This is a genomic window from Kitasatospora sp. NPDC058444, assembly GCF_042721415.1.
Classification (GTDB): Bacteria; Actinomycetota; Actinomycetes; order Streptomycetales; family Streptomycetaceae; genus Kitasatospora.
Genome location: NZ_JBHXLL010000020.1, coordinates 57,413 through 82,108 on the forward strand (window position 1 = coordinate 57,413; position 24,696 = coordinate 82,108).

At 73.0% G+C, this 24,696-nt stretch carries 14 protein-coding genes; 9 read left to right on the plus strand and 5 right to left on the minus strand.

Annotation, left to right across the window (positions count from 1 at the left end):
* Nucleotides 1-19 precede the first annotated feature (19 nt).
* A complete protein-coding gene (locus tag ACFWP2_RS21625; protein WP_380453736.1) occupies nucleotides 20-817 on the minus strand; it encodes a hypothetical protein in 798 nt (265 codons plus the stop codon).
* Between the two features lie 526 nt (nucleotides 818-1,343).
* Here ACFWP2_RS21625 and ACFWP2_RS21630 point away from each other — a divergent pair.
* From ACFWP2_RS21630 to ACFWP2_RS21660, 7 genes are all read left to right on the plus strand, one after another.
* Nucleotides 1,344-2,186 (plus strand): hypothetical protein, encoded by an 843-nt coding sequence (locus ACFWP2_RS21630; RefSeq protein ID WP_380453738.1) that lies wholly within the window; start codon nucleotides 1,344-1,346, stop codon nucleotides 2,184-2,186.
* 410 nt (nucleotides 2,187-2,596) lie between these two features.
* Entirely contained in the window at nucleotides 2,597-3,031 is a 435-nt protein-coding gene (locus ACFWP2_RS21635; RefSeq protein WP_380453740.1) for a hypothetical protein, read from the plus strand.
* 271 nt (nucleotides 3,032-3,302) lie between these two features.
* A complete protein-coding gene (locus tag ACFWP2_RS21640) occupies nucleotides 3,303-4,199 on the plus strand; it encodes a S1 family peptidase (RefSeq protein ID WP_380453742.1) in 897 nt (298 codons plus the stop codon).
* A gap of 166 nt (nucleotides 4,200-4,365) precedes the next feature.
* On the plus strand, nucleotides 4,366-5,268 hold the full coding sequence (locus ACFWP2_RS21645; RefSeq protein ID WP_380453744.1) for a trypsin-like serine protease: 903 nt from the start codon (nucleotides 4,366-4,368) through the stop codon (nucleotides 5,266-5,268).
* Nucleotides 5,269-5,468: 200 nt separating this feature from the next.
* Nucleotides 5,469-7,121, plus strand: a complete 1,653-nt coding sequence (locus ACFWP2_RS21650; RefSeq protein ID WP_380453746.1) for a phospholipase D-like domain-containing protein — start codon at nucleotides 5,469-5,471, stop codon at nucleotides 7,119-7,121.
* Between the two features lie 241 nt (nucleotides 7,122-7,362).
* The gene (locus tag ACFWP2_RS21655; RefSeq protein WP_380453748.1) at nucleotides 7,363-14,928 is read left to right on the plus strand and encodes a LamG-like jellyroll fold domain-containing protein; all 7,566 of its coding nucleotides are present in this window, start codon (nucleotides 7,363-7,365) and stop codon (nucleotides 14,926-14,928) included.
* A 181-nt stretch (nucleotides 14,929-15,109) separates the two neighbouring features.
* A complete protein-coding gene (locus tag ACFWP2_RS21660) occupies nucleotides 15,110-16,450 on the plus strand; it encodes a PP2C family protein-serine/threonine phosphatase (protein WP_380453751.1) in 1,341 nt (446 codons plus the stop codon).
* Between the two features lie 64 nt (nucleotides 16,451-16,514).
* Here ACFWP2_RS21660 and ACFWP2_RS21665 read toward each other — a convergent pair whose 3' ends face one another.
* A complete protein-coding gene (locus tag ACFWP2_RS21665; protein ID WP_380453753.1) occupies nucleotides 16,515-17,486 on the minus strand; it encodes a pyridoxal-phosphate dependent enzyme in 972 nt (323 codons plus the stop codon).
* Between the two features lie 246 nt (nucleotides 17,487-17,732).
* Here ACFWP2_RS21665 and ACFWP2_RS21670 point away from each other — a divergent pair, with 246 nt between their 5' ends.
* Entirely contained in the window at nucleotides 17,733-18,941 is a 1,209-nt protein-coding gene (locus ACFWP2_RS21670; protein WP_380453755.1) for a hypothetical protein, read from the plus strand.
* A gap of 171 nt (nucleotides 18,942-19,112) precedes the next feature.
* Here the strand turns inward: ACFWP2_RS21670 and ACFWP2_RS21675 are convergent, their stop codons facing one another.
* From ACFWP2_RS21675 to ACFWP2_RS21685, 3 genes are all read right to left on the minus strand, one after another.
* Entirely contained in the window at nucleotides 19,113-19,418 is a 306-nt protein-coding gene (locus ACFWP2_RS21675) for a GNAT family N-acetyltransferase (RefSeq protein ID WP_380453757.1), read from the minus strand.
* A gap of 163 nt (nucleotides 19,419-19,581) precedes the next feature.
* The gene (locus ACFWP2_RS21680) at nucleotides 19,582-21,726 is read right to left on the minus strand and encodes an NPCBM/NEW2 domain-containing protein (RefSeq protein ID WP_380453759.1); all 2,145 of its coding nucleotides are present in this window, start codon (nucleotides 21,724-21,726) and stop codon (nucleotides 19,582-19,584) included.
* A 335-nt stretch (nucleotides 21,727-22,061) separates the two neighbouring features.
* Nucleotides 22,062-23,288 (minus strand): hypothetical protein, encoded by a 1,227-nt coding sequence (locus ACFWP2_RS21685; RefSeq protein ID WP_380453761.1) that lies wholly within the window; start codon nucleotides 23,286-23,288, stop codon nucleotides 22,062-22,064.
* A 194-nt stretch (nucleotides 23,289-23,482) separates the two neighbouring features.
* Here ACFWP2_RS21685 and ACFWP2_RS21690 point away from each other — a divergent pair, with 194 nt between their 5' ends.
* Nucleotides 23,483-24,451, plus strand: coding sequence for a LuxR C-terminal-related transcriptional regulator (locus ACFWP2_RS21690; RefSeq protein WP_380453763.1), 969 nt, complete (start codon nucleotides 23,483-23,485; stop codon nucleotides 24,449-24,451).
* Nucleotides 24,452-24,696 lie beyond the last annotated feature (245 nt).

Here is a 24,696-nt window from a genome sequence, read left to right on the forward strand (position 1 = left end):
GGGAGCGAAGATGCCCGGGTCAGCTCGCGGGATAGGTGTCGCTGCGGCTGGTCGATGAGTCGCGGGTGTGCCATTCCAGCACGGTGCTGCCGTCAAGGCGTTCGAGGACGTAGTGGTCGGCGCGCCACCACACCGCCTCCGACGCGTGTGTGCCGGCGGTGAAGGTGCGGGTGACGTCCTGCTCGACGGTGGCCGACTCGGTCGTCGTCGACGAGCTCGTCACCGTCAGCTGCTCGCTGTACGTGGCCGAGAAGGACGTGGAGAAGTGCTTGAACATCACCGACGTGTCGGAGTTCACCGACCAGCCCGTCGTCTTCGACACCGTCTCGGTGTCGCTGCTGGTGAGTCCGAACGTCACCTTGGTGGTGTATGTGTCGCTCGACGCCTCGGTGTGCTCGTAGTAGAACTGGCGGTCCCAGTAGCCGTACCGCTTGAGGACGTAGTACGGGCTGTTGGCCACCTGCCAGCCGACGCCGCCCCCCATGGTGTCGGTGACCAGGGGGAACGGCACGGCGACCTGGCCGACCAGGACTTCGTCGCTGGTGCTCTGCGGGGTGGGTGCGTAGCCGGTCATCCGGGGGATGTCGCCGATGTCGACACCGGAGATCGGCTCCAACCCGGTGATCGTGTCGTAGGTGTCCTCGACGGTGAACTGCCAGTTCTCGTAGGAGCGGTGCGGGTCGCCGGTGCCGCACAGGTTCAGCTGTTCCAGGTGTTCCGACTGGGCGGTGCTGTACGCGGCGACGTTGGCGTACAGTCCGCTGCCGCTGTTCCTGAGGGTGTAGGTGTAGCCAGGCGTGAACGCGGTCGTCTCCATGAGGCTCCTTGTCGACGCTGCCGGACGGCCCCCGGCGAATCGGGCCTGGCCGGGGTGGTCCGGCCCCAGACGCCGCAGGACCGGACCGCTACAGCCTCTCCGCACCCCCTACACGCGACAAGCCAAGAACCGGCCACTCCAGGTGATGCGAACGGATCCTTGCGAGCTCCAGCCGACGAGCCCGGCTTCCGGGCAACGGACCGTGACTGCGAGGGCCGTTGCATGCGGCAGCGCCACGGTGGGCCTCCCGACGCAGTCCATGAAGCCCAAGCGGACCGAGCTCCCCGCCGGGTGGAGCGTGATGGACGACTATCGAGCGGCCAACGTGGCCGGTCAAGCCCCGTCCGTCGGAGCGCTGCTCCAGATCGCCGCCGTTCTCGTTCCTCCCGGTGCGGGCGGACGTGCGGCCGCTGGACCCGAGGTTCCTGGCGACCACCCCCGACCTCGCGGCGGCGTTGGCGGTCTCGGTTGACGACGGCCGCGACGTCTTCGAGCACATCCCTTGCGAATGGAAGGCAGTTCGAGAATGGGCGAGTTCCTTGCCGAGGCCCGCGAAGCGCTGAGGGCGGCGGAGGCGGTCTGCGGGCCGCTGGAGCTGATGGAGATCAGCAACCGGCGGGGTTCGGCGGTGTGGAAGGCCAGCGGTCCGCGCGGTGTGGTGGGCATCAAGCTCGGCACCGGCGAGGCCGCCGACGTCACCGCCCGCGAGGCCGCCGTGCTGGACCAGCTCCCCGGCTACACCGTGACCGCCGGCCGCTTCGACGGCGGAACCTGGTACGTGACCCCGTGGCTGGCCGGACCGTCCACCTGGCAGGTCTTCCGCCCGGTACGTAAAGGCGGCGAGGGGAAGGACGAAGCCCTCGCCGCCGCGGTGGGGCTGTGCCACGCGGTGGCGGACTTCCACGCCGACGGCTGGGTGCACGGGGACCTCCAGCCCGCGCACGGCATCCACGGCGAGGACGGTGTCCGCCTCCTCGACTTCGCCTGGTCCCGCCGGCTCGACAGCACTCCGTGGCGGGCGTTCGACGGCACGATGATCCACCTCACCGCGCCCGAGCTGGCCGCCCGGATCATCAACGGCCCCCAGCCCGTCGAAACGACCCGGACCGCCGACGTCTACGCCCTCGCCGGAACCCTGTGGACCTGTGTCACCGGCAAGTGGCCGCTGGACTACGCGACCGCCGGCCTCGAAGCGGGCACGCCGGTGGAGGCGATCCGCAGGGCCATCGCCCACAGGGCCGTCCCGATGTCCACCGTGATGCCCTGGCCCGCCCTTCAGGCCCGGCTGCGGTACGTCCTGCTGGCCGCGCCCGATGAGCGGCCCACCGCCGCCGAACTGGCGAAGCTCATCGAAACGGTGGACGGGTGATCGAGCTACGGGGAGCCGGGCCCCGGCGACGCCGAGGCCCGCCACTGCTGACGCGACATCATGGCGGCAGCGGCAGCGGCACAGTCGCCCCGCAAGCTGTACGTGCTCGGCCTCGATGTGGACGGTGACCGCGGCGCAGGCGGGTGGCAGGATGCGCGGGTGGAGGAGATCCTGCGGGCCGCCGAGCGAGTGCTGGCCACTCCGTTGTCCGAGCCCGTCGACCTGGGCGGGAGTGCCCGGAGCACCGTGCTGCGCTGTCGGGCGGCCGATGGGCGGAGCGTCGTCGTCAAGGCCTGGCGGGCGGGGAGGAGTACCCGGCGTTCACTCCGGGGGACACCTGCCCGGACAACAACCTGCTCACCCCGCGGGGGCTCCGGCTGCTCGACTTCGAAGTCGCCTGCTACCAGTCGGTGTTCCTGACCGCGGCGTACTGCCGGATGCCGTTCGCCACCTGCTGGTGCGTCTTCGCTCTCCCCGCGGGACTGGCCCGGCGGATCGAGGAGGCGTACCGGGCCGAGGTCGTCCCGGTGTATCCGGCGTTGGCCGACGACGCGGTGTGGGAGGCCGGGATGCGGCAGGCCGTCGCCGTGTGGACGGTGAACGCGACCGTACGCCTGCTGCCGCGCACCGTCGAGGACCTCCCGACGCACCGGACCCGGCGGCCGGTGCCGACCTGGCGTCAGGTGCTCAGGCACCGCTGGGAGACGGCGGCGGCGCTCGACGGGTTCCCCGCGTTCACGGAGGCGATGCGGCGCCTGCTGCGCGAGGTTGCCGACGGTTGGGGGACGGCCCCGCTGCCGGGCTACCCCTGCTTCGCACCGGGCGGGGCCGTACACGGCAGGTGACGGCCGTGCCGCGCGCTCGGGGGAGCGCCTGTTCGAGCCCGGGCCCGCCCGGCGGTGGCGGGGACGGTTGTCGAGAAGGTGTGCAGGCCCGTGTCCGAAGTCTTGTGCCGCTCCACGGGCCTGCCCATACTTCCCGTCAGCGCCTGTCAGGGGCAGCTCGTCCGCGGTGGCTCCCCAAGGGCGCCGTCGGGTGTCCGCGCGCCTTGTCCCCTGATCGCGCCTCACGGCCCCCACACCCTCAGGGGGCCTCTCACTCCCAGGAGGAGACCCAGTGAGGACCACGCGCACCATCCCCCACACCGGCACCACGAGGACCGTCCGGCTGCTCGCCGCCGCCGTCGGCCTGCTGTCCGCCACCGCGGTCGCCGCGCCGAGCGCGGTCGCCGCTCCCGCTCCCGCTCCCGATCCGTCCGCCGCCCCGGCCCGACTGGCGGCGGTGGGCGACGCCGTGCAGCGGACGGACGTCAACGGCATCGCCTGGTACGTCGACCAGGCGGCCGGCCGCGTCGTCGTCACGGCGGACGACACCGTCCCGCCGGTCGCGATCGCCAGGATCAGGCAGGCCGCGGGTTCCGACGCCGCCACCCTGCGGATCCAGCGCACCGCCGGGACCTTCCGGCCGCTGCTCGCGGCCGGTGCCGCCGTCTACGGTGGCCAGTACCGCTGTTCGCTCGGCTTCAACGTGGTGAGCGGCTCCACGTACTACTTCCTCACCGCGGGGCACTGCGGGAACGTCGCGAGCACCTGGTACACCAACTCCGGTCACACCACGCTGATCGGATCCACCGTCAACTCCAGCTTCCCGGGCAACGACTACGCGCTGGTCCGCTACGACAACGCCGCGCTGAGCCACAGTGGCGGGTTCTCCTCCGCCCCGGACGCCGTCGTCGGCGAGTCGGTCAAGCGCACCGGGTCGACCAGCGGCACGCACGGCGGGACCGTCACCGGGCTCAACGCGACCGTGCGCTACTCCGACGGCGGCACCGTCCGCGGCATGATCCAGACCAACGTCTGCGCCGAGCCCGGGGATTCCGGCGGTCCGCTGTACGACGGCGCCAAGGCCCTCGGCATCACCTCCGGCGGCAGCGGCGACTGCGCCTCCGGCGGCACCACCTTCTTCCAGCCGGTCAACGAGGCACTCGCCAAGTACGGCGTCAGCGTCTTCTGACCCCGGCCCGTCGATCCTCCGGCCCGCCCGGCCGGTCCCCGGCCGCGTGCGGTGGCCGGGGACCGGCCGGGCCGGCGTCGGGCGTCGGGCATCCACCCGGTGGCACCCCAGGGTGCCGAGCAGCGGACGCCGGAGGTTCCGGTGGTCCGGAAGGGAGCTCCGAGCAGTGCCGATCACCGATTTCCGCGCGGTCCTCAGACGGACGGCAGGCGCCGCCCTCGCGGGCGCGCTCGCCGCGGGCGCGTTCGTCACGGGAACGACGCCCGCCGCCGCGATCAACTCCTACAACGCCTCTCCCGCACCGGAACGCACCGAGGTCGGGGCGCTGGTGGTGCAGTGGGACGACGACGGCGACCCCGCCACGCCGGACCGGGTCGACTGGATGTGCTCCGGCACCATGGTGGACGCCGACACGTTCCTGACCGCCGCGCACTGCACCAGCGACTGGCCGGCCGGCGCCCGGTTCCACGTCTCGCTCGACCAGGACGTCCAGGCCGGTCTGGACGCCGCCCGGGCCGCGCACCCGGGCGACCCGTCGGCCGTCGCCGCGGCGGTGGCCGTCGAGGGGACTGCCCATCAGGACCCGGCCTACCCCGGGCCGTCGTCGGACCCGCACGACATCGCCGTCATCCAGCTGCCGGCGGCGGAGGTGGCCGCGCGCTGGACGTTCACCCCGGCCGCGCTGCCCACGGAGGGCCGGCTCGGCGCGCTCGGGCCGCGGCAACTCGACGCGACCCCGTTCACCGTCGCCGGCTACGGCACCCAGGAGGCGCAGCGCGGCCCCGGCGGCCTGACGCACCCGGGCGGCGGCGTACGGATGAAGGCACCGGTGGGCTTCAACGCGCTCAACGCCCCGTGGGTGCGGCTGGCGATGACCGCGCCGCAGGGCAACGGCGGTGCCTGCTACGGGGATTCGGGCGGGCCGAACTTCGCCGTGATCGACGGGCGGTCGCTGCTGGTGGCGACGACCATCACGGGTGACGGACCGTGTTACGCCACCAATGTCGCGTACCGGCTGGACACGCCCGTCGCCCGGGCGTTCCTCGCCCCGTTCGTCGCGCTTCCCTGACGGAGGGCGGCCGGGCGGCGGTGCGGCCTCGTGCTGTGCCGCCGCCCGGCGGGACCGGTCGGCGGCGGACACCCCGGGGGGCCGGTCGGGGCGGCCCGCGCTTGTCATGCGCAAGTTGGACGATGTGTTACCAACCGGTAGTCTCTGGGTGTCTTGCGGGCGAACAGCACGATGCCCGCCATGTTCTGAAGGATCCTCACGTGTACCGATCCGGCTCCCGCCGATCCCGCCGCGCCCTGCGCGGCACCCTCGCCGCCGTCGCGGCCACCACCCTCCTCTCCCTCGTGCCGGCCGCGCCGTCCCAGGCCGCCACCGCTTCGGCCCAGGGCGCCGGCACCAGCCACCTCGACGCCGTCGAGCAGGTGCTGCGCCAGGTGTCGCCCGGCCTGGAGGGCACCGTCTGGCAGCGCACCGAGGGCAACGCCCTGGCCGGCGCCGACCGCGTCGGCGGCCCCGCCGACTGGCTGTTCCAGACGCCCGCCTGCTGGGGCGACGCCACCTGCGCCGACCGGCCCGGCACCCGCGCGCTGCTCGCGAAGATGACCGCCGACGTCTCCGCCGCCACCCGGACCGTCGACGTCTCCACCCTCGCGCCCTTCCCCGACGGCGGCTTCGAGGACGCCCTGGTCGCCGGACTCAAGGCCTCGGTCGCCGCCGGGCACCGCCCGGTGGTGCGCATCCTGGTCGGCGCGGTGCCGCTGTACAGCATCAACGTGCTGCCGTCGCAGTACCGGGACGAGCTGGTCGCCAAGCTCGGGCCGGCCGCCTCGTCGGTCAGCCTCAACGTCGCCTCGATGACCACCTCGCGCACCTCCTTCTCCTGGAACCACTCCAAGCTCCTGGTGGTCGACGGACGCACCGCCCTCACCGGCGGCATCAACGGCTGGAGCAAGGACTACCTCGACACCACGCACCCCGTCTCGGACGTCGACCTCGCGCTCAGCGGCCCCGCCGCGACCTCCGCCGGCCGCTACCTGGACACCCTGTGGGAGTGGACCTGCGGCCGGGTCGGCGTCTTCGACAACGCGTGGTTCGCCTCCTCGGACGGCGGCGCCTGCCGCCCGTCGATCGAACGCGAGCTCAACCCGCCCGCCCCCGCCACCGGGAACGTCCCGGTGATCGCCGTCGGCGGCCTCGGCGTCGGCATCAAGGACGCGGACCCCTCCTCCACGTACCGGCCCGGGCCCGTCCCCGGGGCCGCGGACGCCAAGTGCGGCCCGCTGACCCTGCACGACAACACCAACGCCGACCGCGACTACGAGACCGTCAACCCCGAGGAGAACGCCCTGCGCGCCCTCGTCGGCAGCGCCCAGCGGCACATCGAGATCTCCCAGCAGGACCTGAACGGCACCTGCCCGCCGCTGTCGCGCTACGACGCCCGGCTCTACGACACGCTGGCCGCCAAGCTGGCCGCCGGGGTCAAGGTGCGGATCGTGGTCAGCGACCCGGCCAACCGGGGCACCGTGGGCAGCGGCGGCTACTCGCAGATGAAGTCCCTCGCCGAGATCAGCGACATCCTGAAGGCCCGGCTCACCGCCCTCACCGGCGACCCGGGCAAGGCCTCCGCGGCTCTCTGCGGCAACCTCCAGCTGGCCTCCTTCCGCGCGGCCTCCGCCGCCACCTGGGCCGACGGGCACCCGTACGCGCTGCACCACAAGCTGGTCTCGGTCGACGACTCGGCCTTCTACATCGGCTCGAAGAACCTGTACCCGGCCTGGCTGCAGGACTTCGGCTACATCGTCGAGGACCGCAACGCGGCCGCGCAGCTCGACCGCGACCTGCTCGCCCCCGAGTGGACGTACTCGCAGGCCGCCGCCACCGTCGACTGGTCCACCGGGACCTGCCGCGCCTGACGGCTGACGCCCGACCGGTGGGTTCCCCCGGCCCCGGCCCGTCCGGGCCGGGGAGCCCACCGCGGGGCGCGGTGATCCGACGTCCCGCTCCGGGGGAGACGAGGGGGATGGCGGGATCGCCCAGGTCTCCTGGCGCGAAAGTGTCTTGATGATCCGTCACATCCAGTGAAAGCGTGAACACGTTTTGTGTTGATCGCGTGGCCGTGGGTGACCCCGCGGCCACCGGGTGTGAGGTGGCAGCTTGACGGAGACGCAGCACCTGGCGAAGGTCTACAGCGACCGCGCCTACGTGCACACCACGACCGTGCGGCACCAGGGCAGCACGGTCGCGTTCGCGATGGACGACCAACGGCGCATCCTCTACAGCGTCCTGGACCTGTCGCAGCACGACGAGGCGAAGGGCGAGGCCGACGCGGCGTACTGGTCGGAGGACCCGCTGCACCTGCGCTTCCCCTCCGAGGTGGCGCGGGTCGGCTACGCGGTGACGGGCACGGTGCGGATGCCCGTCGTCAAGCGTGGCGGGCGAGTGGAGGCGGACGCGGCCGAGCGGCTGGACGAGCAGGAGCTGGACCGCTTCCTGTCCAGCACGGCCCGCCTCGGCGCCGCCGCCCCCTTCCACGTGATCTCCGACGGCACCCACGTCTACGTGCTGCGCCAGTCCGTACGGGCCGACCACCCCGACGCGGTGTTCCGGCTCGCCGACGGCACCGGCTCCTCGGGCGACCCGAACCGCACCGACTACCTGACCAAGGACGGCCAGGGCAAGGCCGCGGTGGTCGACGCCACCCTGCTGTGCGACCGCTTCGTGCTGGCCGGCGGCGAGTTGAAGCCGGTCCTGGAGGTCCGCTACCGGCGCAGCCGGCACAAGGGCCGCCCGGACTCCGCCAAGGACAGCCTCGGCACCCAGGACATGGAGGGGCAGCCGTTCGTCGAGCCCACCCAGGAACTGTCCTTCGTCCGCAACCTCTCCGAGGGCCGCTTCACCGCCCTGCTGGTGCCCACGGCGGTGCACGGCCGGGAGCGCTGGCAGGTCTTCGCGCACAACGACGCCACCGGCCGGATCGACGGCTTCAGCGTCGAGCGCAGCCGGGACGGCCTCTTCAACACCCAGGGCACCCAGGCCTGGACCAGCCCCGACCCGCGCCACCGCAGCGCCGTCTACGAGACCGCGCCCGGCACCTGCCCGTTCACCGGCCGGCCGCTGGTGCCCGCGGCGGGCGAGGGCGGCCGCGCCGGGACGGCACTGCGCTTCGACGGCGTCGACGACCTGGCCGAACTGCCCAGCAGCGCCCTCGACCTGGCCGACCGCGACTTCACCGTGGAGTTCTGGGCCCGGCGCACCGCCACCGGCGGCCGCGAGGACTTCCTGATCGGCCACGGCGCCTCCAAGGGCGTCCGGCTGCGCACCCTGCACATCGGCTTCCGCGGCGACGACACCTTCACCTTCGCCTTCTACGGCGACGACCTGAACGTCCCGCAGCGCACCACGGACAGCGACTGGCACCACTGGGCCTGCGTCTTCGTCCGGGACACCCGTGAGCAGATCGTCTACCGCGACGGCGTCGAACTCGGCCGCCGCACCACCGACATGCCCTACGCCGGCCTCGGCGGGCTCACCCTGGGGCGGGCCATCCGCTCGTACGGGCGCGGCGAGCTGGACGAGGTCCGGATCTGGCACCGCGCGCGCACCGGCACGGAGATCTCCACCGACCGCGGCCGCCGCCTGGTCGGCAACGAGCCGGGCCTGGCCGTCCACTACCGGTTCGACGAGGGCTCCGGCGCGACCCTGCACGACCAGACCGACCACGGACGGCACGCCGCGCTCAGCGGCGGCCCCGTCTGGGTCACCTCCGAGGCCCCCGTCGGCGAGGACTCCGGGATCGGCCGCAGCAGTTTCGCCTTCAGTGGCCGCCGGGTGCTCTCCGGCCTGTCCGCGCTGCTGCACCACCAGCAGGAGATCGCGCCGGCCGGCTACGACCAGACGGCCAAGCCGGTCAAGCGCCAGGCCAGGGTGCTGCTGGCCTGCACCACCGGCGGGCCCGACCCGGTGACCGGCGCGGCCACCGAGGAGGCCTACGTCGCCACCCTGGACCTGGGCGTGGGCCGGGACGGCCGGCTGGCGCAGGTCCCCGAGGAGCTGGCCCTGGCGGTGCTGGCCGCCCCGGAGTCCAGCGGGAACGTGGAGGCCGCCGGCGAGGTGGACGCCCAGGTGGCCCGGCTGGCCCGGGACGTCGCCGGCACCGAGGCCGAGATCACCCGCCTCCAGCTGGAGACCGCCGAGATCCCCGACGTCGAGGGCCAACGGGCCCAGGCGCGCAGCGCGTTGGAGAACGATCCCACCTACTGGCGCTACCGGCTGCGGTTCAAGCTGCCGAAGGACGGCAAGGACCAGTACCTCGCCGTGGAGGGCGACCGCAAGGACAGCGCCGCCCCACTGGTGCGCACCGCGAACCGGCAGGCCGCGTCGACGATCTGGACCTTCGAGCCCACCGGCACCACGCTCAACGGCGTCGCCTGCTACTTCGTCCGGAACGCCAACTCCGGACTCGACATGAACGTCGCGGGCCGTGAGACCGGCAACGACGCCCGGATCATCCAGTACGACCGGGAGGCCGACAACGACTCCACCCACTTCGCGCTCGACTCCTGGAACGGCACCGGACTGGTGGTCCGCCGCAGCGGCAGGCTGATCGCCGCCCGGGACAGCCAGGGCGACCGCATCGTCCAGTACGACTACTCGACGGCGAACGCCTCCGGCGAGGGCGTTCTGGTCCTGGAGCGGATCGACAACTCGCTGAAGTCCAGCCCCGCCACCGACCGGCTGAACCGGCAGATCGCCGAATCCACCGATCGCCTGGAACTCCTCGCCATCAAGCAGGACCGGCTCGCCCAGCTGCGCCGCGACCTGACCGCCCAGCAGGCCGCCCTCGCCGCCAAGCAGGAGGAGCTCGGTCGGCTCACCGGCGGCGTGCGCGGCTCCGACGACATCGCCCTGCCGGTGCCCCAGCTCACCGTGGACCGCACCGGGCTGAGCGGCTCCGGCGCGCTGCTGGGCTTCGCCCGCGCCGCCGACCGCCCGTTCCTGCTGGACAGCGCCACCGGCAACGTCGTGCTCTACTTCCGGGGCTCCAACGGGCAGTTCTTCGCCGCCTACTACGACACCCAGGTGCTGCGCTCCTCCCGGCGGCTGCCGGCCGGCGGACGGACCGTCTCCTTCACCGCCCGGGACGCGGCCACCGACCTCACCCCGACCGCGATCACCGTCGAGGCCGGGGACGGCCCGACGCAGGTCACCCTGACGATCCGGCACGACGAGCAGAGCGAGAAGTGGTCCCATCTGCCCCGCCGGGCCGAGGACTTCGCCGCCGTGGTGAACGGCGCCGCCGAGCAGCCGGTGACGATCGGCACGGTGCTGCGGATCGACGGCGACGTGGTGCAGTTCACCGAGGGCACCCTCGCCCCGCTGGCCGGCCCCGGCTTCGTGACCGTCGGCGGCCACGGCTTCCGCTTCGAGGGCAGTCACCCCGCCGGATCGAAGTCGCTGCGCCTGGGCGCGGGCGCGGAGACGACCCTGCTGACGCCCGGGATGAGCGTGCAGCGGGTGCGCTACGACCACCGCTGGTCCGCGTCCACGCAGCCCGGCAGCACCCTCGCCGAGGGCTCCCGGCTGGTCACCGTCGACCCCGGCGGACTGGCCGAGCTGCCCCTCGGCAGCGCGGACGAGCTGGTGCGCGGCCACGGCGGACGCTGGCGGGCCGACATGCCGGGCCGCGCCTACGCCTTCGACGGCAAGGGCCGTTTCCTCGCCCTGCCCGCCGGGCAGCTACCCCGGGCGGCGACCCCGGGTGACCTCACCCTGGAGACCTGGATCAACCCGGAGCGGGTCGAGGGCCCGGTGCGGCTGCTGCACGCCAACGCGGGGGACACCCCGTATGGCCTCGGCCTGCTCGGCACCCGGGCCGCCTCCGGGCTGGTCTTCGACGGCGTGGACGACACCGCCGTGGTGCCGGGCGCCTTCGGCTTCGGGGACGGCGACTTCACGGTCGAGTTCTGGGCCCAGCGCACCACGATCGACAGCCGGTCGCACTACGTGCTCGGGCACAGCGGGGACCAGGGGCGGGACGGCGAGAGCCTGCACATCGGCTTCCGCTCGAACGGCCGCTTCACCTTCGCCTTCCACGGCGACGACCTGGACACCACCCAGCTGTTCGGCGACACCAAGTGGCACCACTGGGCCTGCGTCTTCCAGCGCGAGACCCGCCAGCAGGTGATCTACCTGGACGGCCGGGAGATCGCCCGGCGCACCGCCAACGCCCCGTACCGCGGACAGGGCCGGTTCTCGCTGGGCTCGGTGGTCTGCTGGCCCCGCGAGTTCGCCTCCGTCCGGCTGGACGAGGTCCGACTCTGGTCCAGGGCCCGCGGCGGCGACGAGGTCCGGGCCGGCCAGGGGCGGCGGCTGAACGGGACCGAGCCCGGGCTGCTCGGCTACTGGACGTACTCGGCGCCGGCGCCCGGTGCGCAGCCCGTCCTGGCCGACCGCTCCGGCAACAACCGCCACGCCGAACTGCGCGGCATGCCCACCCCCGTCCCGGCCCGCTCGCCGATCGCCGACGGCGGCTACCGGGCCGTCGCGGCCGTCGGCGACCGCCGGGTGGTCAGCCGGGAGACCTTCCCGCTGCGCGAGTGGAGCCACCTCGCCCTGGCCTACCAGCAGTCCTGGGCGGTCGAGTTGACCGGCGACGCCCACCTCGAAGTCCCGGACGACGACGCCCTGGACATCGCCGACGACCTCACCCTGGAGGTGTTCGCCCGCGTCGACCGGCTCGGCGAGACCCAGGGCCTGCTCTCCAAGGGCCGCACCGCCGACGGCGTCGGCGGCAGCGTGCCGTACCGGCTGGCCGTCCTGCCCGACGGGCGGCTGGAGTTCGCCTTCGAGGAGCCCGACGGCCGGGCCGTGCGCTTCACCTCCACCGAGGGCGTGCAGGCCGGGAAGTTCCACCGCGTCGCCGTGGTCCGCAAGGGCGGCCGCTCGATGCAGGAGCAGAAGGGCACCCAGCAGATCACCGCGGTCGGGGCCGACGGCAAGCCGGTCACCCGGAGCGTCGAGCTGGTGGAGTCGCTCGCCGTGCGCGAGTGGCAGGACATCCGCTTCCACCTGGACGGCCGGGAGATCGGCGCCGCCCGCTACGAGGGCCCCGGGCCGCGCGGCAACGACGCGCCGCTGGAGCTCGGCCGGGCCCGCGAGGGCGCCACCGTCCAGCAGCTGGCCGGGGTGCTCGCCGAGGTCCGGATCTGGGGAGCGGCCCGGGACGCCGCCCAGCTCGGCACCGCCGTCACCGCCCGCGACCGCGGCCTGGTCGCGCACTGGCGGTTCGAGGAGAACGCGGGCGGCACCACGGCCGACGCCACCGGCTCGCACCCGGCCCGACTGCGCGGCGCCCGCTGGGTGCGCAACCCCGACCCGCGCGGCAGCGTCTTCCGGCTGTACCGCAACGGCGTGGCCGTGGCCTGCGACCCGGCCGGAACCCCGGGCCTGCCCGACACCACCGCCTTCGCCGACAGCGGCGACCCGCAGCTGACCCTGGGCGCCGTGCTCAGGGGCGGCAAGCCCGCCGAGGCCTTCGACGGCGTGCTGGAGGAGGTGCGGATCTGGCGCACCGCCCGCACCCACGAGCAGCTGCTCGACAACCTGTTCACCCGGCTCAAGGGCGAGAAGGAGGACCTGGTCGCCTACTGGCCCTTCGACCGGGACTCCACCGAGGCGGGCGCGGCCCAGGCCCGCGACGAGGGCCTGCGCGGCAACCACCTCGACCTCGGGCCGGAGGCCACCCGCCCGCGCACCGTGCTCTCCAGCGCCCCGGTCTCCAACGACGCCGCCCAGGTCCGCTCCGCCCTGGCCGGGCTGCGCACCCCGTTCCACCAGAGCGTCTCCGCCGCGCCGGCCGTCGCCGAGTACGCCGACATGCAGTACGGCTCGCGCGGCGAGGCGTTCGGCGTCCTCAAGCGCGCGTACAGCTACCTCCAGGACGGCCGCTGGCACCTGATCACCGGCTACAAGGTCGGCGAACTGGTCAGCGAGTGGGTCAGCCAGGTCCAGTTCGACCCCCAGCTGGTCGGCTACGTCGAGGGCGCCCCGCCGATCCCCTCGGAGAACCTCACCGCCGGCCTGACCGACCCCGGCAGCGACACCTTCGAGGGAGCCTCCACGGTCAAGCTCACCGAGGCCGAACAGGTCGTCCGCTCGCTGTCCTCCGCCAAGGAGCGCAGCGTGGACGCCGCCTTCGGCTTCGCGCTCTCCAACGAGGTCGACGTCGACGTCTGGATGATCACCGCCCCGCTCGGCTTCGGCATCGCCAAGTCCATCGCCAAGGGCGGCGTCTCGGCGAGCGTGCGCGGCAACCTGGAGTTCTCCAACAGCTGGGCCGAGGACACCTCCGTCTCCCAGGGCGAGAACACCGCCCGCACCACCAAGGTCGCGCTCACCGGCCACTGGGAGGACCCGGGCCGGGTGCTCAACCCCACCGCCGGGCGGAGGTACGTCCCGGCCAACACCGGCTTCGCCGTCGTGCAGTCGCAGACCGCCGACGTCTTCGCGCTGCGCCTGGCGCACACCGGCTCGCTCGTCGCCTACCGCATCCAGCCCAACCCGGACATCCCCAAGGACTGGAACGTCGTCCCCTTCCCGATCAACCCGCGCTACACCAAGCAGGGCACCCTGGACGGCACCGTCGGCTTCGACGAGCGCGGCAAGGTCGCCGACCCCGACTACCAGGGGGTGCGCGAGCGGGGCGAGTACAGCTACTTCAAGCCCCGCGAGGCGTACGCGCTCAAGCGCCGCATCCAGCGCGACCAGCAGCGCCGGCACAGCTACTTCGACAGCGTCTCCACCGAGACCCACGCCCCCGACCCGATCGCCCGGAAGGCCGGCCGGGTGCTCGGCGGCGCGCTCGGCGCGGACGCCTCGCCGGCCCGCGGCCGGGACACCGCCGACAGCGCCACCGGGCAGGGCTTCTCCCAGCGCGACCTGGTCAACACCTACGTGTGGACGGCCGCCGGCGGCTTCTTCGCCGAGACCACCGAGACCACCGACGTGGTCAGCGAGACCACGGCCGGCTCGTACTCGCTCTCCGGCTCGGTGGGCACCTCGATCGGCACCTCCTTCCAGATCGCCGGCATCGGCATCGGCGCCCAGCTCGACGCCTCCGTGGGCGGCGGGATGACCGCCACCCGGGCCCGCGGCAAGGAGGCCACCCGCTCCTTCGGACTGGAGGTGGAGGTCGCGCCCAGCAGCAACCTCCAGAGCTACGACACCGACCGCAACCCGGTCTTCGACCGGGACGGGAACCCCGTCAAGGTGCCGGGCAAGGTGGACGCCTACCGCTTCCTCAGCTTCTACCTCGGGGAGGACAGCGAGCACTTCGACAGCTTCTTCCACAAGGTCGTCGACCCGGTCTGGCTGGAGAACGGGCACGACCCCAACGCGGCTGCGCTGCGCCAGGCCCGGCAGGGCGACCGCAAGCCGCCGTGCTGGCGGGTCCTGCACCGGGTCACCTTCGTCAGCCGGGTCCTGCCGGACATCCCGCCGGCCGACGCGCCCCCGCTGGAGAAGGCCATGCGGCAGCTGGACGTGGAGAGCAACTACGAACTCGTCCGCCGCCTCGACCCGTACGTGAAGTCCGCCGCCACCGGCCTGCCCGAACTGGCCGAGGCCACCCGCACGACGCTGGCGCGGGAGCTGCCGGAGCTGCTCCCGCACGCCGACGACGTGATCGGCTTCCTCGCCCAGTACTACGGCGTGGAGGTCTGAGCCCGGGTCCCGGTACGGGCGGTCGGCTCCCCGACGCCCGCACCGGGACCGAGCCCCGGTTCCGTGGACCTCCCCGCTGCCGGCGCGGCCCGGGCGACCGAACCGGGCCGTGCCGGGCGCGTGCTCCCGGCCGGCCGGCGGTGGCGTCGGTAGCGTTGGCGGGCATGAACGAGGCGATGTGGTGAGCCCCGCGGGGGAGCCCGCCGGGTCACCGGGTGAGGGCGGGCTTCCGGAGCCGGGGGCGGATCCGGACGAGCGGTCGGAGGGCGTCGCCGCGCAGCTGCGCGCCCTGGCGAGGTCGACGGACCGGTTGCACGGGCTGCTGTCGGCGGTGGTGGCCATCGGCGGCGACCTGGACCTGCCCGCGGTGCTGCACCGCATCGTCACCACGGCCATGGACCTGGCCGGTGCCCGCTACGGCGCGCTCGGCGTCTTCGCCCCCTCCGGCGACCGTCTGGAGCAGTTCGTCACCGCCGGTCTGACGGAGCAGGAACGCGCGGCCCTCTCCGGGACCGGGTTCCCGCACGGGCGCGGGGTGCTCGGCCACCTGATCCGCCACCCCGAGCCGCTGCGGGTGGACGACATCCCCTCCCACCCGGCCTCCGTCGGCTTCCCGCCGGGCCACCCGCCGATGCGGACGCTGCTCGGCGTGGCGGTCACCGTCCGCGGCGAGATCTACGGGGACCTCTACCTCTCCGAGCGCCTGGACGGCCGGCCGTTCGACCAGGACGACGAGGAGATCGTGCGGGCCCTCGCGGGCGCGGCCGGCATCGCCATCGACAACGCCCGCCTGTTCGGGCACCTGCGCGACAGCGCGGAGCAGTTCCAGCGGCTGCTGCTGCCCACGCTGCCGGACCTGGACCCGTTCTCCGGGGCCGCGGTCTACCGCACCGCCGCCGAACCGGCCGGAGTCGGCGGTGACTGGTACGACGCCGCCGTCCTGCCCGACCACGCCTGCGTCGCCGTCATCGGCGACGTCGTCGGCCACGACCTGCACGCCGCCGCCGCGATGGCCCAGGCCCGCAACATGCTCCGCGCCCTGCTGTACGACCGGAGGAGCCCGCCCAGCTCGGTGCTGACCCAGCTCGACCTCACCGTGCGCGCCATCACCGACCTGCCCGTCACCACCGCGTGCCTGGCCCGGATCGAACCCGCCGCCGACGGCTGGACCCTCCACTGGAGCACCGCCGGCCACCCGCCGCCCCTGGTCCTCACCCCGGACGGCCGCGCCCGGTACCTGGAGGGCGAACCCGGCATCCCCCTGGGGATCGATCCCGAGCTCCACCGGCCCGACCACCGCCACCCCCTGCCCGCGGGCAGCACCGTCGTCCTGTACACCGACGGCCTGGTCGAACACCCCGCCCGTCCGATCGACCAGGGCCTGGACGTCCTCGCCGACCTCGTCGCCGCCCACGCCGACCGCCCGCTGGACGAGCTCGTCCGGATCCTCGCCGACCGGCACCCGAGCGACGGCCACGACGACATGGCCATCCTCGCCATCCGCACGCCCCCCGCATTCTGACGTATCGTCAACTCTCCGGTGCGGTGGGCGCGGTGGGCCGGGGTCTGCGCCGCCGGCCGGGGAGTCAGCCTCTCGGGCCGTAGGTGTTCAGGAACAGCACCGGGCCGTCCGGGTCGGTGCTCAGCGCCGCGGCGAACGCCTTGGCGGCGTACACGGGATCGAGGTGCAGTCCGGCGGCCTCGGCGGCCCGGGCGGCGGCGGTGCCCTCGGGCGTCGGGTGACCGTAGCCGCGGCCCAGGTGGGCGCGGGTCGAGGTGAGCCGGAGCGGCGGGAGGTCGACGGTGGCGCCGCGCTCGCGCAGGACGGCGGCGGTCCGGTCCGCGAGCCGGGCCAGATCGGCCGTGGCCAGCGGCAGGGTGTCGTTGACCACCACCGCCAGGACCTCCGTCCGCAGCCCGGCCAGTGCGCAGCCCAGGGCCAGGCCCGCGGCCGTCCCGCCGGAGCCCGCCGCGGTGACGACGCGCCGGGGCTCCGGCAGTTCACCGGCGGCCACCTGGGCCGCGAGTTCCAGGCCCGCCTCGACGTAGCCGAGCACGCCGATCGGTGCCGAGCCGCCGGCGGGCAGGTAGGACGGCAGCCGCAGGCCGCGCGCGTGGCGCAGGAAGAGCCAGGGCGCGGCGGCGATCGTCAGCGGCTTGGTGCGGGTGAAGTGCAGCGTCGCGCCGGAGCGCCGCAGTCGGCCCAGTTGCTCGCGGACGTGCTCGTCCTCGGGCTGGTCGATCAGGGCGATGACGGTGTGGATGCCGAGCTCGCGCCCGTACAGTGCGGCCGCCAGGCCCCAGTTGGTCCCGGTCGCGCCGACGGTCAGTACGGTCCGGGTGCCGCGCCGGCGCAGCTCGGGCAGCAGCCACTCCAGCTTGCGGACCTTGTTGCCGCCCCAGCCGCCGGAACCGTAACCGCTCTCGTCCTTGCACCACAGCCCGCCCCGGCCGGTCCCGGCGAGCTCCCGCACCGGGGTCGGGGCGTCCCCGAGGCGGAGGAACGGCAGGGTGCCTTCGAGCGCGGGGAGGCGCCGGTGCAGCTGCGAGGTCGTCATGTCCGGCCCGTTCCACGGTGGTTGTGGGGAGCCGTCAGGATGCCCGGGCGCCGCGCGGACGGCAAGCGGTTCGACGGCCGGTGCTGGTGCGCGACGTCCGTGGACGGCTGCTCCGGCGGGAAGGACCGGGTGCCGTGCCGCCCTCGGGACCGGCGCCGAACCTCCACCGCGTGGGTGTTGCGGACATGCTCAAAGCGCCCCTAGCGTGAGTGCCCCCGATGATCCATTCACGTGGAGAGGCTCACTTTGATCTTCCGTCACGTCAGAAACGCGGCGCGGGCGGCACTCGCGGCCGGTCTGCTCGTCACCGGTGTGCTCGGCGGCGCGTCACCGGCGACGGCCGCCACGGCACCGACGGCCCTGCCCGCCTCCGACTACACCCTCACCGCGGACTACCACAAGTACGACACCCTCAACTCGGCGCTCACCACGACGCTGGGGACCTCCGCGGTGCACACGGTGATGGAGAACGCGAACCACGACCGGCAGGCGCTGCCCTCGTCGTTCTCCGTCGCCGGCCTGTCCACCGGCTTCCGGTTCGACGACGGCGACAACTCCGATTGCCAGAGCTACCCGCAGGGCATCACCACCAGCCGGGACGCCGTGGGGACCGCGAACAGCGGCAACTACGACGGCCACCAGCTCGTGCTGGTGAGCTGGTACACCAAGGACGGCTGCGACGGCGCCCAGCAGCGCAGCCGGATCACCCTGGCCGACTGGGACGCCACCTACCCCAACACCTACCGCAAGATCCTCCTGGTGGAGCCGACCGGCACCGCGGCGGCGCCGGACTTCAAGGACATCCCGATCCACGCCGGCGGCGTCTCCTGGTACGGCGACTACCTCTACGTCGCCGACACCGGGCGGGGCATGCGCGTCTTCGACATGCGCAAGATCCTCAACACCGACACCGGCGGCACCGCCGACCAGATCGGCCGACAGTCCGCGTCCGTCTACTATGCCCACAACTACGCCTACGTGCTGCCCCAGATCGGCACCGTCACGGCGCAGACGACCTCCAGTGACAAGCTGGTGTGGTCCTCGGTCTCCCTCGACCGGGTCAGCAAGTCGATCGTGATGACGGAGTACACCTGCCAGTCGGGCTGCACCGACTACCCCAACCGCGCGCCTCGGGCCGTCCGCTTCCCGTTCGCCTCCGGGGCGACGACCTTCGCCGCGACGACGACCGCCAGTGAGTCCCTCCAGCTGCCCTGGTACAACCTCAACGGCGTGGCGTCCCACAACGGCCGGTGGTGGTTCAACTCCTCGGGGCAGAAGAAGCTCTACTACTGGACCCCGACCGCCGGCCCCTCCACCTTCGCCTGGGTCGGCGGCGGCGAGAGCCTCTCCTACTGGGAGGACGCCACCAACCCCGACCTGCTGTGGTCGCTGCAGGAGACCGCGGGCGGCCGCAACGTCTTCGCGGTCACCCAGGCCACGTACGGCGGCGGCTGAGCACCGGACCCGTTTCAGGACCTCAACGGTCGGGTACGGCAAGGGCGTTGACGGTGGCGAGGCTCCGGCTCCCGGGCCGGGGCCTCGCCACCCGTCGTGGCACCTCGCCCGCCTCCGGCCTCGGGTGCCGAGGTGACACTGGTGTCAGAGGTGTCAGAGGTGTCCGTGGTTTCACAGGCCGAAGCGGGCGCGGTGGCTGGCGGGGACCAGGTCGGCGTACTCGGGGTGCTTGGTGATCCAGCCCCGGATGAAGGGGCAGTAGGGGAGGACGGCGAGCTGCTGCTCGCGTGCCGTGTCGAGGGCGGCGCGGGCCAGTCGGCTGCCGAGTCCGCGGCCCTCGAAGCGGGGGTCGATCTCGGTGTGGATGAAGGCGATCTCGTCGCCGGAGCGGTGGTACTCGGCGAAGCCGGCGAGTTCGCCGTCCTCCTGGATCTCGAAGCGGGACTTCTCGGTGTTGTCGGTGACGGACTGGTCCATGGTTCCTCCTCGTACGGCTGGATCGCCTGGTCGGCACTCCTGACTATAGTTGAATTCTCAACATTTGTCGCCCCGTGTCGACGCGTGGCGGAAACGCGGCGGGCCGCCGCCGCCCCTCGGGGGGAGCGGCGACGGCCCGTCACGCGCCTGCGGGCGGGGCGGCTCAGGTGCAGGTGAGCACGGGAGTCGCCCAGTCGGCGTGGTCGGAGGTGTTGCCGTCGCCGGCATCGGTGACCTGGAGGGTGAGCTCGTTGGCGCCGGTGAGCGGGGCGCTGAGGTGCACGGCGGCCTTCGTGCCGGTCAGCGTCCCGCTGTCGGCGACCTTGACGCCGTCCGCGAGGATCTGGAAGACCACGGAGCCGCGGAGTCCCGACTCGGCGTCGACACCCACGTCGGTGCTCAGGCTGGTGCAGGTGCCGCCGAGGTAGTAGCTGACGGCGGAGGGGGCGTGGACGCCGAGGCCCTTGGCGTAGGTGGTGGTGCCGATGGTGAGGGCGTGTCCGTCGCCGGCGGCCGTCTCGCCGTTGCTCTGGTCGCGCTCGACCGGGCCCCAGCCGTTGGCGGCGCTGGACCAGGCGAGGTCGCTGAGGGCGTGGGCGCCGGCGCTCGGGCCGGTGCCGCAGGCGAGGCGGGGGTCCGCCCAGTCGGCGTGGTCGAAGGTGCCGCCGTCACCGGCGTCGGTGACCAGCAGGCGCAGGTCGCCGCCGCCGGTCAGGTCCGCGCTCAGGCGCAGCGGCCCGTCGGTGCCGCGGCGCACGCCGCTGTCGGCGACCAGGGTCTGGTCGCGGTAGATCCGGAAGACCGCCGAGCCGTTGGTGCCGGTCTCGTCGTCGATGCCTACGTCCACGGTGAGGTTCCGGCAGGCGCCGCCGAGGTGGTAGCGGATGTCGGAGGCCGCGTGCACGCCGAGGCCCTTGGCGTAGGCGGTCCCGCCGATGGTGAGGGCGTGTCCGTCACCGGCGGCCGTCTCGCCGTTGCTGTGGTCGCGCTCGACCGGGCCCCAGCCGTTGGCGGCCGAGGTCCAGGCGAGGTCGCCGAGCCGCAGGAGCCCGGTGGGCAGCGGGGTCGGGGTCTTCGGCGTGACCCGGTACATCACGGTGCCGTGGGAGGGGACCGTGGCACTGATCGCACCGGCGGAGGTGGTGGTCGCCTTCGACCACAGGTCCTTGACGGTGTACGAGGACGAGCCGCCGATGCCGGCGGCCGCCGCGGTGGTGCTGATGGTCTGCGGGGTGCCGGTCTCGTTGGTGAGGGTGATCGCGCGGCTTCCGTCGGCCAGCGGCTTGCTCATGACGACCAGGCCGCCGGAGTCGGCGATGACGGTTCCCTGGGCGCCGAGCGGGTCCTGGTCGACGGCGATGACGTCGGTGTTCTTCAGGATGGCGAGGGTGGCCGGGCTCGCGGTGCGCAGGTCGCTGCCGATCAGCAGCGGGGCGGACATCTCGGCCCAGAGGCTGAAGTGGGTGCGGTACTCGGTGTCGGTCATCCCGCCGTTGCCGACCTCCAGCATGTCCGGGTCGTTCCAGTGCCCGGGTCCGGCGTACGGCGCCAGCGCCTGGTTGGCGTGCGCGATGGCGATCATGCTGGACCAGGAGTCGGAGATGTCTCCGGTGGTGCGCCAGGAGTTGCCGAGCGGTTCCGCCCAGGTCCAGGGCTGGTTGCTGCCCCACTCGCAGATGCTGTACAGGATCGGGCGGCCGGTGGCCTTGAGGGCGTCGGCCATCGCCGTGTAGCGCTGCTTGGCGTCCTGGCCCAGGTTGTTGCAGTTGTCGTACTTGAGGTAGTCGACGCCCCAGGAGGCCCACAGGTTCGCGTCCTGCTGCTCGTGGCCGAGGCCGCCGGGGAAGCCCTGCACGTCGCAGGTCGAGGTGCCGGCGCTGGAGTAGAGGCCGAACTTCAGGCCCTTGGCGTGGACGTAGTCGGCGACCGCCTTGATGCCGTTCGGGAAGCGCACCGGATCGGGCACCAGGTTGCCGGCGGCGTCGCGGCTCGGCAGCGCCCAGCAGTCGTCCAGGTTGACGTAGGTGTAGCCGGCGTCCTTGAGGCCCTGGGAGACGAAGAGGTCGGCGATGCCCTTGACCATCGACTCGTTGAACTCGGCCCGGCAGTGGGTCGAGTTCCAGTTGTTGAAGCCCATCTGCGGGGTGCGGGCGAGGGTGTTCTCCACCGCGGCCGCCGGGGGCGCGGTGGCGACGTCGAGGCCGACGGCGGCCATGACGGCGAGTGCGCCTCCGCCGGCGAGGAGGGTGAGCGCGGTCGTCGCCGCGGTCAGGGATCGTCGAAGCCTGTGTGGTGCGGCAAGGGGCATGGGGGAGCTCCACTGTGACGGGACGGGGGGATGCCGTGGCCGCCGGGGCGCGAGGGACGGGGTGAACTGCCGCCGGTCGACCGGCTTCTGAGGAACAGGTCGGAGGCGCTTCCCGGTCAAGGGAGTGGGAAGCAACACAGACAAACAGAAGCCATCACAATCAAACGTTCGGGTCACAGGAAAGCCCGCCACTCGCGCGGGCGTCAAGACCTCGTGCGCAAAGAGCTGTTCCGGTCGCGTCAAAAGCCCCATATTCAGTCACAATCGAACACTGATCGCCTGGTTGGCCCCACACGGCGACCGCGCTCACCAGGGCAAGGGCCCCGTCACACAGCTCAGTTCGACGCGTCCGGCTTCACGAGGTCCGGCAGCTTCGCCTCGAACAGGCCGTAGAACTGCCGCGAGGGCAGGATGTGGCCCTGGTCGGCGGCGCCGTCGGCCACGCTCGCCGCCCACGAGGCCGTCGCGAGGCGCTGGTTGGGCGTGCCGTGGTGGCCGGCGGAGCCGAAGCCGCAGTCGCCGACCTGGTAGAAGGACTTCTCGGAGTCCAGCACCCGCTTGGCGTTGAGGGCTTCGCCGCGCGAGTGGGTGAGGAAGTACGTGCCGAACGCGTCCGCCATCAACTCGACCCGGCGGCCGGCCTCCGGCCCGGTGAGCGCGGTGTCGGAGATCAGGCCGTCCTCGTACTGCACGTGGTGGCCGAACTCGTGGGCGAGGATGGCGCGCGGGGCGGTGTCGCCCAGGCCCACGGCCTTCTCGGCCTCCAGGATGCCGTCGCCCATGACGATCCGGTCGGAGACGCCGAGCGGACGCGGTGAGCCCTTCTCGGTGAAGGCGAACGCGTTGAAGGTGAAGATCGGGTTGTCGCCGCCCCGGAGGATCGGGTCCAGGTTGACGAGGGCGCGGAACAGCTTGGCCAGGCCCAGCGCCTGGTCGCCCTCGGCGCCGTACACGACGCCGATCACGCGGGCCAGCCGCTCCGGCGAGGAGAAGAGCGCCCGGCCGTGCATCGGCACGATCTGGATGTCGTCCGAGGAGATGTCCCAGAACCTCTTCAGGTCCTTTCCTTCGGACGTCAGCTCGTTGGTGTACTCGCCGTTCAAGCCGAAGGAGTCGGACTTCGACTCGCTGCCGAAGAACAGCGCGTCATAGGTGGGCAGGTCGAGCACGCCGATGAGGGAGAGGAAGAGGAGCAGCCCCGGGTCGGCACCGTCCAGCATGGTCCTCGAGTAGTCCCGCAACGCGGTGGGCGCGCACTGGTAGTCGCCCGGGTTGATGGCGCTGTCGGCGAAGTCCGCCCACTGGGTGTCCTTGAAGCCGTACGCGGCGGCGGCGGCCCGGGCGCGCTGCTGCCAGTCGGCCGGCAGAGCGGCGAGGATGCTGTCGACGACGGCCTTCGCCTCCGGGGAGAGACGGGACGTGTCGAACGTCGAGCCGGCGGCCGCGGTGGCCGTGACGGCGGCGGGCGTCGTGCCCTCCGCCGCCGAGGCCGGGAGGGCGGCACCGAGGGCGCAGGTGGCCGCGGTCGCCACGGTGACGGCCCAGGCAAGGGTCTTCTTCACGGGGGAGCTCCTTGATGTCGTCGAGCCGACGCGCGGAAGAGTCCCTGGAGGGGCAGGGCGCCGTCGGCTGTGCGATACGGAGAGTCTGCGGGGGAGCCGACGCGCCGGTGAAGGGTTCACGGTGTCGGAATCCGGCATGACGGAAACCCGACAGATACTCATCCGGTCAGGCCGCTCGCGTGCGAAGGTTGGGCATGCATTCGCTTCGTGGCATAGGTATCAACGCGGAGGCCGAGGGCGCCTACCTCGCCCTCGTCGAGAGCGGTCCGATGACACCGGACGAACTGGCGAGCGCCGTGCGGGCGACGTCCCATGCCGTGGGTGCGGCCGTGGGCGAGCTGACCGGCCTCGGCCTGGTGGAACCCGACGGCGCACGGCTCGTCGCCCGCCCCCCGCGGGCCGCGCTCGACGCCGTGGTGGAAAGCCGCACCAAGGAACTCGCCACGCTGCGCGACGGCATCGAGGAGCTGTCCCGCTTCTGGCGCGACCACCAGGTCGACGGAGCCGACTACATCGAGATCGCTCGGACGGACGCGGCCCGGAGCGCACTCGTCCGGCGGCTCCACGACGAGGCCACCGAACGGATCCGCTCCCTGACCATCGGCTACACCGGCCGGGCGGCGCGACCCAACCAGCTGGCCCCCGGCTGTCAGGAGGCACTGGCGCGTGGCGTCAAGACCTCGGTCGTCTACGGATCCCACGTGCTGCACGACAGGTCGGCCCGGGACGCCGTCCAGACCGCCATCGACCTCGGTGAGCAGGCCCGTGTCTTCTCCGACGTCCCCCTGAACATGGGGATCTGCGACGACCGCTTCGCCCTCGTGTGTCCCCCCTCGCGCACCTGGGACCGTCGTCACCACATCCTCGTGCAACGGTCGGACCTCCTGGAGGCGCTGATCGGGGTGTTCGAGTGCTTCTGGCGGATCGCCGTCCCACTGCCCGCCGCCGTCGAGCCGGCGGGCGACGTCGGCGCGGCCTCCACCGACGAGACCCGGCAGCTCCTCACCTGCCTCAGCGGCGGCCTGACCGACGAGTCGATCGCCCGCGAACTCGGCGTCAGCGAACGGACGGTGTCGCGCCGCATCACCCGTCTCCAGGAGATGCTCGGCGCCCGGACCCGCTTCCAGCTCGGTGTCCAGGCGAGCCGTCGCGGCTGGCTCTGACGGCGGACGCCACACCGGTGGCGCACGGGCGGGCGGACGGCACCCGGGGTGGACGGCGCCCCGGGCGGTGCGGCCCCCTCGTCACGGACGGTCGTGAAGGTGCGGCAGGTCGTCGAGGCAGGGCCAGGGGCCCGGTACTAGTCTGAGAGCCGAGGTGGCGTCCGGGGTGAGGACGACGCCACCGACTCGGGGACTCCGCTCAGCCGCCGGACGATGGGAGACCCGCATGACCGACCGTGGCGAGA

Excerpts from the sequence above, each read along its gene's own strand:
- ACFWP2_RS21625 (WP_380453736.1), bottom strand. The coding sequence starts at position 817 with ATGGAGACGACCGCGTTCACGCCTGGCTACACCTACACCCTCAGGAAC.
- ACFWP2_RS21680 (WP_380453759.1), bottom strand. The coding sequence starts at position 21,726 with ATGCCCCTTGCCGCACCACACAGGCTTCGACGATCCCTGACCGCGGCG.
- ACFWP2_RS21690 (WP_380453763.1), top strand. The coding sequence starts at position 23,483 with ATGCATTCGCTTCGTGGCATAGGTATCAACGCGGAGGCCGAGGGCGCC.
- ACFWP2_RS21665 (WP_380453753.1), bottom strand. The coding sequence starts at position 17,486 with ATGACGACCTCGCAGCTGCACCGGCGCCTCCCCGCGCTCGAAGGCACC.
- ACFWP2_RS21675 (WP_380453757.1), bottom strand. The coding sequence starts at position 19,418 with ATGGACCAGTCCGTCACCGACAACACCGAGAAGTCCCGCTTCGAGATC.
- ACFWP2_RS21630 (WP_380453738.1), top strand. The coding sequence starts at position 1,344 with ATGGGCGAGTTCCTTGCCGAGGCCCGCGAAGCGCTGAGGGCGGCGGAG.